We start from the raw sequence: 11,617 nt of genomic DNA on the forward strand, positions 1-11,617 counted from the left end.
GCTCTCTTTTATATTGTATTCTTACCAATCATCAGTCCTGAAAGGTGCAACGGGAATACCATCAACACCAAAAACACCCGCTTCCGCATAATTCCTGTAAGCATATCTGACAGCAACCGGTGAAGTTACCTTTTCACTTGATACAGCCAAACGACATGATTTAGTCTCAATTTCTGCTTTTGCGGGATAGAATACCCTGTCTTCTCCAGCTATTTCAAAACCTTTTATCTGTGTCCACATAGGATAAAGCCCTCTTGGTGAATTATCGAAATTAATGTATATTTTCTCTCCGGCAATCTCCATAGATTTATAGATCGCAGGCTTATAGCCAAAGCCTTTTCTATTATACGTTTGGCCTAATGCCCATAGTGCAAGCCTTTTACCAACTGTTATCTTATCTACCGGATGTATAAATACCGGATTCCCAATATCGAGAGTGGTTACCATTCCTGAATTGGGTATATCCTGAAGGTTTTGCATCTGTACTTCCATTAAACGGGCTGCCGATGTTCCATTCGCTCCTTCGTAATTGAACGGGGCTATTTGCACATAATAGAAAGGAAACTCACCGACTTGCCATTTCGAACGAAGGTCGTTTACAAAAGCGGCCATCAGGTTCTTATAAAGGGTCGCGTTATCCCGGTTGCTTTCGCCCTGATACCAAAGGAATCCTTTAATCGCGAAGTTAGTAAGAGGCGCTATTTTAGCATTATACAGCACACTGGGTGTAGCGGTCGGATTTTTAACGGGTTCATCATTAGACAATATAGCCAGATCTATTTCCTTAAAAGGAGCTATAGCTTCCCGGCTCATCCATGCCTCTACTTTTGATCCACCCCATGAGGAGACAATGATGCCAACGGGAACTTCCAGTATCTCCTGAATATACTGTGCAAATATATAAGCGACTGCACTAATATTGGCTACATTTTCCGATGTGTTTTCCAACCAGGTGCCTTTACAGTCAGATTGGGGTTGCTTACTAAACTGACGCACCCATTGCCCGTCCCGTGAATCGGTAGTATACATTCTTAGAGGTATCCTGGCCTTGGCTTTGGCTATGATTTCGTTAGTCCCTTCTACTGGCTGCCTGTCAAATCCCTTCATCGGCATTTCCATATTTGATTGCCCCGAACAAAACCAGACTTCGCCGATAAGGACATTTTTTAATACCAGTTCGTCCCCATCATTAAAAGATATTTCATAAGGGCCTCCCGCCACAGGGGTAGTCACCGGCAGAAGCCATTTTCCGGTTGCATCCGAATTTACAGTATATACTTTTTGGTTCCAGGATGTTTTGATATTAATCTGTACATTAGCCTTAGCTTCTCCCCATAATTTTACATTAGTTTGTTGCTGTAATACCATATTGTCGCTCAATATGGACGGTAAGTTCACTCTGGAATACGCACTAAACGCAAAACAAATAAAACTTATAATGATCAGTATTTTCTTATTCATAATTAATTATATGTTATTTTACTGTGATTTCTTTGAGGTTTTTAATTTTGATGAGAAATTAAAAAATGATTTTTAAACGGTGGAATAATAGTGTTTTTCCCAAAGAATAAGAACTTTGGTATTCTACAATTAAAGAGAAAATTACCAAACATCGTCTATAAACTTTTTCAGGTCATTCATAAATAGCCCATTTGGCTATTTCGTGTTTAAATTAGATTTGCGACATAATTTACACAAATATCTGTCCTGATCCTTACCATTAGCATTAATTAACCATTAATTAAAAATATATTTAGATATAGGGACTTAAAGAGTGCTGTTTATAACAGGAAACCAGATAGTATCCTGCAAAACCTGCTCTATACCGGTATATGCCAGTATTTACTTTTGCACACAGTCAAACCATCATAAAACACTCTGTCACAAATACTTTTGAAGTGACTCCCTAAAAGCATTGCCGCTTCTGACCAGAGCCTTGAAAACGAATTGAAATTATCATGAAAATAACCGCTCGATTATTGGAAAATACTTTATCTATATATAGCTTTTAGCCGTTAGCTATTAGCTTATAGCTCTTTGAAGTATTGATTAAAGCGGTTACGAGTTACAAGTAAACAAGATACAAGTAGACAAGAAACGGGATACAAGTTGTTTACTGCTAACTGTTTACTGTTAACTGATATATCTGTTACTTTTGTCACCTTTTTTTAACAATTACAGGTTTTGCCGCTTCGCGTTACCAACGGCTAAAAGCTATCATAAAAAGTAAGAAAATGTGCAAAAGTTGTAAAGTTTGTCAACTTTTTCATTTTTAATGCAGAGTAAAAGAATTAACATCAGTTTTTTTTCTATTGTCTTGTAGTAAAAAATAAATCAGATCACAGGACAATTATTGATTTTCAGTATTAAAGCAGGAAAATAATATCATAATTATTTATAACAGATTCCCGGAGTGTAACAAATGTGACAGATTACTTGTTATTATCTTAATACCTTCACATTGTGAAATCAAAAAACAATAAAGAAGATGAATAATATATTTGAAAAAGGAACAGTCCTACACTTATCCGAACTCGTCGATTATTCTGACGGAGGAGTCATCAGCAAACAAGTGCTCAAAAGCAACGCAGGAAACATTACCCTGTTCTCTTTCGACAAAGGCCAGGGGTTGAGCGAACACACAGCACCATTCGATGCGATGGTTCAGGTACTCGATGGAAAAGTAGAAATCAAGATCGGTGGTAATCCCGTATTGCTTAAACAAGGGGAGACTATCATTATGCCAGCCAATATCTCTCATGCCTTATTTGCTGTAGAAAGATTCAAAATGCTATTAACCATGATAAGAGGATAACCATGAGTGAAGTAATAAACAATTCGCAGAAAAGGAAGGAATTGCTCAAGCACCTGATCCTTCAGCTACATAATAATGAAGCTCCCGAAATTGTACGGAAACGATTAGTTGAACTGTTGCGTTCTGTTCCCTACAATGAAGTAGTGGAAGTAGAACAGGAACTTATATCCGAGGGCCTACCCGAAGAGGAAGTCCTGCGCTTTTGCGATATACATACAGCTGTGCTGGATGGAAGTATAGATACATCCGCAGCGAAAGTAGTAGCACCGGGACATCCGGTAGATACTTTCAAGCGGGAAAACCGCGCCCTGGAAGAATATATCGAAAAAGCAAAGGCTCTGTTCGACAAAGGGAACAAACTTAAGGATGAAGAAGTTAAAGAATATCTTTTACAGATGAAAAGTATCTTTAACTATCTGTCGGATGTAGATAAACATTACAAACGGAAAGAATACCTGCTATTCCCGTTTCTCGAAAAAGCAGGTATTACAGGGCCTCCGAAGGTAATGTGGGGCAAACATGACGAAACACGCGAACTGCTGAAAGCCGCACATGAGTCCCTCCTGGCGAAAGATGTTTCCACCGAAGAAGTCCCTGCCCTGATCCTGCTGGTTCTTTTACCTGTTACCGACGCCATCGAAGGCATGATAATGAAAGAAGAGGAGATATTGTTACCAATGTGCCTCGACACGCTCACCGATAAAGACTGGTATCAGATATATAAGGAAACCCCGCAATTCGGATTCAGCCTGTATGATCCGCAAACGGAATGGACTCCCGAAGCGGTAGAAGCCGGAGAGCTTACTTATAAAGAAGGCGATGCGATACATCTTTCATCCGGTAGTTTTACCACAAAAGAACTGGAAACAATATTCAAGACATTGCCTGTCGATGTCACTTTTGTAGATAAGGATGATAAAGTGAAATTCTTCTCGCATGGCACAAAAAAGGTCTTTGAACGTAACCGTTCCATTATAGGCAGGGATGTACGCTTATGCCATCCTCCGGGAAGCGTACATATCGTAGAGCAGATAATTAATGATTTTAAAAGCGGGAAAGAAAATGTCGCTGCATTCTGGATCTCTTCATTCATGGGCCGTTTTGTTTATATCGAATACACCGCGCTCCGGGGAAATGACGGCGAATATCTGGGAGTAATGGAAGTCACACAGGATATAACAGATTTACGCAAGCTGGAAGGCGACCAGCGTCTGTTATCTTACGCAGCGAGGTAAGCAATGAAAACGGATATCAATCTACAGACCAAAGTTGCAAACCTGCTGGAGTCTTATCCCCACCTGGAAAGCAAACTAATTGAACTGTCCCCCGTTTTCTCCAAATTGAAGAATCCTGTGTTGCGCCGTACCATTGCCAAGGTTACATCATTGCAACAGGCAGCAGGGGTCGCGGGGATCTCCCCGCCTCTGCTCATTCAGGAACTAAGGAAGGCCGCAGGGTTATCGGAAATTACAATTAATGAAGATACAGATAATGTTGAAGATACTGCCATGCCCGTCTGGTTTGATGAAAGCAAGATAAGCATCCGCTTTGATGCCCGCCCTGTAATAGAATCAGGAGAGAGCCCCATGCAGGAAATACTGAAACTGTCGTCGGAGTTAGAAGGAAAGCAGATATTACAGATAATTACACCATTTAAACCTATACCAATTATCGATATTTTAAAATCGAAAGGCTTTAAAGTATGGAGCCGGGGGAATAATCATTTTTTCGTAAAGGAATAATAGTTATTAAATAAGAATTTGCAAGTAGCTTAAAAGACCCCCTTTTTATGATATTTTCCACAGCATATACTGAATATGCTGTGGAAAACTACAAACCGGATAATCAGTTCCGTGCTCAACCCAAACTAAAAAACCGGAGAAAGAAGAAAATCAGGGCAAACGAGATTGTATTTTTTTTCGCAGAAGTTTATCTATACACTACTGACAGCTATTGGCTCTTTGAATTAAAAATCGGCGGAGCCAGATATTGAGGAATGAATAGCCGAAAAGTAAATAATATATGACGAAAATCGTTCTTTAGTTTTGTGTCCTTTGCATGCCTTTCAGCACAATATTTTCAGATAAGAACAGCATGGTACCGATCAGATAAGATGGCATTAAAATTGCTGTTTCCTCTTTGCGAAAATAACAAATGAAACGTAATAAATATTCACTCAGTCAAATAACATTACCGGTACTAAAAACAGGGATACAACCTTATTATTCCATAAAGTAAAAAACGTTAAGAGGCACTCGGGATATGAATAATTAACGTTATATTCGCATAGCCTTAAATTATCTTATAGACCCATACGAAGACCAAACAATAATAGAGAAATAAACGTTGATTATTAAAAAATAATATCATCTAACAAAGAGCCATGGAGATATCTGAACTGTATAAAATTTACAAACAATACCCGGAGGTTTCAACAGATACACGCAACAGCCCAAAAGATTCTATTTTCTTTGCATTGAAAGGTGCCAATTTCAACGGAAATGAATATGCCGGAAAAGCTATTGATTCGGGATGTAGCTATGCCGTTGTAGATGAAGCAAAATACGCCACACGCCCCAATATTATATTGGTAGAAGACTGCCTCGACACATTGCAAAAACTGGCAAACTACCACCGTAAACAACTAAAAACACCGGTTATAGGTATAACAGGTACAAACGGTAAAACGACCACCAAGGAACTTATTACCTCTGTTCTTTCCCAGGAGTACAACGTCCTGGCCACCCAGGGCAACCTGAACAATCATATCGGGGTTCCTCTCACCCTGCTCCGTATAAAGAAGGAACATGAAATAGCCATTATAGAAATGGGAGCCAGCCATGTAGGGGAAATAAAGGTGCTTTCCGAAATGGCCATGCCTAATTACGGGGTCATTACCAATATCGGACATGCCCATATAGAGGGTTTCGGCTCATACGAGAATGTCATCAAAGCCAAAGGAGAGCTATACGAATATATCAGAAGTACAAGGGATGGTAAAATCTTCATCGACTATGACAATTCACTCCTACGCGAGATGTCGGAAGGTATCACATCCATATTTTACGGTTTGGAAGAAGACCTGTTTATATCCGGAAAGGTATTATCGATAAGGCCTTATCTCGAATTTGAATGGAAATTCGGAAACAGGCGCAATAAGGTCAATACCAATCTGATCGGGGAGTATAACCTCCCGAATGCATTGGCGGCAGTCACTATCGGTAAATACCTGGGAGTAAAAGCCTCTTTAATATGCAAAGCGATTGAAGAATATCAGCCTACAAACAACCGCTCACAGCTAAAAGAAACAGATAAGAATATGCTGATAATAGATGCATATAACGCGAATCCGACAAGTATGCATGCAGCCCTCGAAAACTTCAATCACATGGATGTGAATCATAAAGTCCTGATTCTGGGAGACATGAAAGAACTGGGTCCCGACACGGATGTAGAACATCAGAAAGTGGCCGACTATGTATCACATCATAATTTTGACAGGGTAATATTCGTCGGTGATAATTTTAGCCGCATTACGACCGATTATCCCCGCTTCAAGGATTTAGACAGCCTAAAGTATTACCTGAAAGAGAATCCTATCGAAGACAGTTATATTCTCCTGAAAGGTTCGCGGGGGGTGCAGCTGGAAAGGTGTATAGACGTTTTATAAATTAGAAAAGATACTTTGCAGATTAGTATAAAAAAGGCAGGATAACCCATCGGATCATCCTGTTCTCAAATAAATGCTTTTGCTTTTATTATTTTGTTGCTTCGATAGATTTTTTGCGGAACTCTTTCAAAGCTTTTTCAATCTCAAGAGATACTTTTCTCGCTCTTTGACCAGCTGCTTTATTCCCGCTCTCAACCTGCGCAGCTGCATCTTTAGCAAAGTCTGCAAAATCCTTGTGTAATTTTTCTACTAAATTTTTCATTTTACTTCTTTTTTTAAATTTGTACAAAGATAATTTCTTTAACTAAACAAACAAAAATGCAGGATAGTTTATTTAAATGCGCATTAATAGTAAAGTTTTAGCGATTTTTCTTGGTTAATACGAAGACAAGACATTCATTATTTATTCAACTTGCTTATAAACACGTATATAATCTATGATCGTCTTCTGCGTAAAAACCGTATCATTTATACCTTCGATTTCAGCCTGATTGGCGATGTTAATAATATTTTATAATGGAATCTGTTTTAAACTTATTAAAATCATTTCACAGGAATGATTTTTTCTTCTAAAAGGAGCTTTGAAACGAAAAAATCTGAAAGAATAAAATCAAAAACAGGACTATTCCATACTTCATCTGAGTTTACTCCTCATTTGACGGAGGAGGGGCAAGATGTGCTGCCAGGTATTCCTTTGGCGACATTCCATAGAATTCCCTGAACGAGTTGGAAAAATGAGACAGATTAGAAAATCCTATTGCATAGGCTACTTCCGAAATAGTCAGTTTCTTTCCGGAGAGCAGTATTGCAGCCTGTCTCAGCCGGATGCCCTTTATAAAATCGCGGGCAGACTGGTTCGTTAATTCTTTCAGTTTGCGATGCATATGTACGCGGCTCATCCCGACATTCATAGCTAACATCTCCACATTCAGTTCGGGGTTGGAAAGATTTTCATTTATAATCTTCATGATGCGTTGCATAAGTATCTCATCCGAAGACTTCAGTTCTATTTTTTGTATTTTATCTTCGGGCTGCTGTTGTCCGCTGAATTTACTCTTCAGCCGTTCCCTGTTCTCAATCAGATTAGCTATGGTGCTTTTAAGCAGATCGGTGTTGAACGGTTTGGAAACGTAAGCATCAGCTCCTATATCGAGACCTTCTATTTTGTTTTCAGGAGTTGATTTTGCTGTGAGAAGGACAATCGGTATATGGTTTATATTTATATTTTGCTTGACTTTGCGCGAAAGCGTTATGCCATCCATTTCCGGCATCATTACATCACTGATAATCAGATCGGGCTTTTCGGTCAATATGAGATTCAGAGCTTCTTTTCCATTCTCACTTACCATAACCCGGTACTCAGACGATAGTTCGTCCTTGATATATTCCCGGATCTCATCTTCATCTTCCACTATCAGTATCCGGTATTTTGTACGGGGCTTCACCTTCCTTTCTCCGTCTCCGACATTTATTTTATTAAGGAGCTCATTTGATATATATGAGGATGGGATCTTTTCTGCCGCTACTTTATACTCTTCTCCATCTTCCAGTTCCCGGGCTATCAGGTGATCGCTACCCAAAGGCAGCTGTATTACAAAACGGGTCCCCGGCATATCCTGCCTGTTTTCGGCAAAAATTGCGCCATGATGCAGTTCCACCAACGACTTAGACAGGTGCAGACCTATGCCCGTCCCGAAATTAGAATTTGTGAAATCATTACTTATTTGATAGAAACGTTCAAAAATCTGCTCTATTTTATCCTTATCGATGCCTATACCATTATCTGTTACTGAGATTTCAAAATAATTTCTCAATGCTCCTCTTACATTTTCATCATGCCCGGTAGATAAATCGATGGTTATATTTCCATTATCCGGTGTATATTTAAAAGCATTTGAAATTATATTCAACAGGACTTTATCAAAATTATTAAGATCGATCCAGACATTCAGCTTATCCATGTCATGCCTGAAATTGAAACTTATATTCTTTCTTTGTGCAGAATACTCAAACGTCATCATCAGATCGTCGATAAATCCGACAATATCAGTTTCCCTGAAATGCAATTGCATCTGCCCCTTATCCAGTTTACGGATATCCATCAACTGATTGATAAGTCGAAGAATCCGCAGTCCGTTCCTGTATATCATCACATAACTCTTTTGCAACTTCTGATCTTTATTCTCCGACAATAACTTTTCCAATGGATTTATAATTAAGGTCATAGGAGTACGTATCTCATGCGATATATTAATAAAAAACTGCAATTTAGCTTCATTTATCTGCTCCAGATGCTGCCGTCTCATTTCTTCCTGACGATGACGGATACGCGCATGGATATAATTCGCAATAAACAAAACCAACAAGACACTTAGCACAGCATAGGCGGCATATGCCCATGGAGACTGATACCATGGAGGTGTAATGATTATTCTTATTGTTTTTATATCCGAATAATTATCATGGTCTTTCGCCCTCAATTTGAAAGTATATGCACCCGGATTCAGGTTCGTATATGTAACCCTCCCCATGCCGGGATACGAATTAAGCCAGTCTTGGCTGATTTCTTCAATCATATATTGATAAACAATACGTTCGGGGTTTGAAAACTCCAGTGCGGAAAATTCTATACTGAATGTATTGTCATCATAAGCTAATGTAAACTGGTCCGCATCCAGAACAGATGTAGCAACAATCTCGTTACTACCCGATTTGTCTCCCATCTTTACGGCCCGGTTGAATAGAAAAAAGTCCGTAATCAGCACTTTCAACTCCTTTTTCGCCTCAGTTATGTCTTTAGGATAAAAGCTGGTTACACCATAGATACCTCCAAAATATATTTTGCCGGCAGCATCCTCAAATTTTGCGCCACGTGTAAACTCATTACCCTGTAACCCGTCGCCGGTATAGTAATTGATAAACCGGTTTTCACGGACAATAAATTTGCTGATACCAAAATAGGTACTTATCCAGATATTCCGCTCGCAGTCTTCCCGTATGCCACATATAACATTGTTGGGTAATCCGTCTCTGGTCGAATAGCTCTTAACCGATTGCTCTTTCTTATTAAGAATATTCAATCCGTCGGATGTCCCTATCCATATATTACCTGTCTTATCTTCAAAAAGGGTATATGCCACCGTATGCGGTAATATTGTATTTTGGTTGAGATAATTCAGGAAGGTGTTCTTTTTCGGATTATAGCAGCTTACGCCCTTATAATGTGCGATCCAAATCAAGCCCTCGCTATCGAACAGAATATCGTTGATCCAGTCATTACTCAGTTCATCTATAGAAAAATCATCATTCTCGCTCTTCCGCGATTCATAATGAGTCATTTTCCCACTTGCCAGATTCAATCTGAAAAAGCCGGAACCATAGGTACCTATCAACAGGTTCTTCTTGTCGTCTTCCGTTATGCAGTATATCTTTTCATTTAACAGTTCAGGAATATATTCACAGGTTCCCGTCTTCCGGTTGAGCTTTGCCAGTCCTTTAGTATATGAGCCCACCCACATATTATTATTGGAATCCTCAAAGATACTCAGTATGATATTTGAAATGGATGAAGATAAAGAGGTCTGCATGAAATGAGCTACCCTTTCCCCTCTATTGTTGATACCGTAAATACCTTCATTATCTGTACCTACCCAGGTTATGCCTTCTTTGTCTTTATAGATAGACATCACCGAACTGGAGCCAATCGGATTATTCTTTAACGATTTGAAACCGTAATAATCAAATTTCTTTTCTGTGCCCGGAATAAATATTATCCCTTTCTGAAAAATACCAAGCCAAAGATTATTATCCCTGTCCTGAAGAATCGAATGAACTTTCCCTTTCGAGAAATCGAATGGAGCGGAACTGATTTTATAATCTTCTACGATGTTTCTGTCTCTGTTATATAGCTTCAAACCCTGCCCGTCTGTGCCTATATATAATATATTTTCTTTGGTCAACAGCAGGTCTTTAATCAGCAGCTGGGTATTATTGTCTGCCCCAATTGCCTCAAATGCCTTTGTCTGTTCATTATATTTGTTAAGCCCTCCGGTCAATGTTCCTACGTATATATTTCCTTGTTTATCTTCTGTTATGGATGATATATTGTTACTGCTGATATTAGCAGGGGCAGTAAACGCTTTTATCTGATTGGTAACAGGGTTGTAGAGATTCAGTCCGTTATTCTCAGAACCTATCCAAAGATTCCCTTTCGAATCTTCAAAAATTGAGTTAAGATAATTACTGACCAGCAGGTTGGTAAGTTGTAAACTCGCATGGAATTCCCGTTCACCTTTTTTGATGAAAAATATCCCCTGTCCGGAAGTGGCGACCCATATATCTCCATTATGTGCCTCTATCATGCGCGTGATATGGGGAGAAACAAGGTTCCCGTCTTTGTACATTTTTATTTCCCTGAATGAATTAGTCGTCCAGTCATATTTCATCAGTCCATTGATACACCCTACCCAGAAATTGCCCGAACTATCTTCGAAGATAGTCCTCACATAATTATTTTTCAGCGAGGTAGGATCATCAGAGGAATGTTTATAGATATTGAATTTCATCCCATCGAATTTATTCAATCCGTTTTCCGTTGCAATCCAGACAAATCCTTTCCTATCCTGATATACCTGATTGATAAGGCTGTTTGACAGATCTTCGTCAGGGGAATAGAATCTACCTATTTGCGAAAATACATAGGAGTTTGTTACAAGGCAAAAAATACATATCAGAACAAATGCTTTTATCCTCGTGTTCTTTGTTGTCATGGGTATCCAGATATTAGAAGCAGTATATATGCAAATATAAAAAAATAATAAGGAATATCTACTTTTCAGGAACTAATGTAACGTAGAGAAAAGTATATGTTATACAGGGAAAGCACATGTTACACACTGGAAACTATATGATACACCCGGTCTGTATTTTGAAAAGAGATATTCATAAGTTTGTATCATACAGAATCTGACCGAATTGAGAAATATAATATCGTACCTTAAATCCTAAATTATGCCTATGAAAAAACCTAGAACTTCCATACTTTAAATCAAAAGTAAATAACCTATTAATAATAATGCGAATCAGTAGTTGCAACTATTGGCTGATTTATTTAATTAAAAGATTAATTATCA

At 38.7% G+C, this 11,617-nt stretch carries 8 protein-coding genes; 5 read left to right on the plus strand and 3 right to left on the minus strand.

Annotated features, from left to right (window positions below; translation table 11 throughout):
* Window positions 1-21 precede the first annotated feature (21 nt).
* Window positions 22-1,461: a sialate O-acetylesterase gene (locus tag ACFO6W_RS02780; protein WP_379993800.1), complete on the minus strand. Its 1,440-nt coding sequence runs from the start codon at window positions 1,459-1,461 to the stop codon at window positions 22-24.
* Between the two features lie 1,027 nt (window positions 1,462-2,488).
* Between ACFO6W_RS02780 and ACFO6W_RS02785 the strand changes: the two genes are divergently transcribed.
* The 5 genes from ACFO6W_RS02785 (at window position 2,489) to ACFO6W_RS02805 (ending at window position 6,485) form a co-directional block, all read left to right on the plus strand.
* Window positions 2,489-2,815, plus strand: coding sequence for a cupin domain-containing protein (locus tag ACFO6W_RS02785; RefSeq protein WP_379993801.1), 327 nt, complete (start codon window positions 2,489-2,491; stop codon window positions 2,813-2,815).
* 2 nt (window positions 2,816-2,817) lie between these two features.
* Window positions 2,818-4,050, plus strand: a complete 1,233-nt coding sequence (locus ACFO6W_RS02790; protein ID WP_379993802.1) for a DUF438 domain-containing protein — start codon at window positions 2,818-2,820, stop codon at window positions 4,048-4,050.
* Between the two features lie 3 nt (window positions 4,051-4,053).
* Entirely contained in the window at window positions 4,054-4,557 is a 504-nt protein-coding gene (locus ACFO6W_RS02795) for a DUF1858 domain-containing protein (RefSeq protein WP_379993803.1), read from the plus strand.
* A 47-nt stretch (window positions 4,558-4,604) separates the two neighbouring features.
* The gene (locus tag ACFO6W_RS02800) at window positions 4,605-4,808 is read left to right on the plus strand and encodes a hypothetical protein (protein WP_379993804.1); all 204 of its coding nucleotides are present in this window, start codon (window positions 4,605-4,607) and stop codon (window positions 4,806-4,808) included.
* Between the two features lie 390 nt (window positions 4,809-5,198).
* Entirely contained in the window at window positions 5,199-6,485 is a 1,287-nt protein-coding gene (locus tag ACFO6W_RS02805) for a UDP-N-acetylmuramoyl-tripeptide--D-alanyl-D-alanine ligase (protein ID WP_379993805.1), read from the plus strand.
* 88 nt (window positions 6,486-6,573) lie between these two features.
* Here the strand turns inward: ACFO6W_RS02805 and ACFO6W_RS02810 are convergent, their stop codons facing one another.
* Both ACFO6W_RS02810 and ACFO6W_RS02815 read right to left on the minus strand, forming a co-directional pair.
* Entirely contained in the window at window positions 6,574-6,747 is a 174-nt protein-coding gene (locus ACFO6W_RS02810) for a histone H1 (RefSeq protein ID WP_006799072.1), read from the minus strand.
* A 382-nt stretch (window positions 6,748-7,129) separates the two neighbouring features.
* Entirely contained in the window at window positions 7,130-11,254 is a 4,125-nt protein-coding gene (locus ACFO6W_RS02815) for a hybrid sensor histidine kinase/response regulator transcription factor (protein ID WP_379993806.1), read from the minus strand.
* Window positions 11,255-11,617: the final 363 nt, after the last annotated feature.

The organism is Dysgonomonas termitidis, assembly GCF_042654545.1.
GTDB classification, from domain to species: Bacteria; Bacteroidota; Bacteroidia; order Bacteroidales; family Dysgonomonadaceae; genus Dysgonomonas; species Dysgonomonas termitidis.

Coding starts and splice junctions, on each gene's coding strand:
- ACFO6W_RS02780 (WP_379993800.1), bottom strand. CDS start 1,461: ATGAATAAGAAAATACTGATCATTATAAGTTTTATTTGTTTTGCGTTT.
- ACFO6W_RS02795 (WP_379993803.1), top strand. CDS start 4,054: ATGAAAACGGATATCAATCTACAGACCAAAGTTGCAAACCTGCTGGAG.
- ACFO6W_RS02805 (WP_379993805.1), top strand. CDS start 5,199: ATGGAGATATCTGAACTGTATAAAATTTACAAACAATACCCGGAGGTT.
- ACFO6W_RS02810 (WP_006799072.1), bottom strand. CDS start 6,747: ATGAAAAATTTAGTAGAAAAATTACACAAGGATTTTGCAGACTTTGCT.
- ACFO6W_RS02815 (WP_379993806.1), bottom strand. CDS start 11,254: ATGACAACAAAGAACACGAGGATAAAAGCATTTGTTCTGATATGTATT.
- ACFO6W_RS02800 (WP_379993804.1), top strand. CDS start 4,605: ATGATATTTTCCACAGCATATACTGAATATGCTGTGGAAAACTACAAA.
- ACFO6W_RS02785 (WP_379993801.1), top strand. CDS start 2,489: ATGAATAATATATTTGAAAAAGGAACAGTCCTACACTTATCCGAACTC.
- ACFO6W_RS02790 (WP_379993802.1), top strand. CDS start 2,818: ATGAGTGAAGTAATAAACAATTCGCAGAAAAGGAAGGAATTGCTCAAG.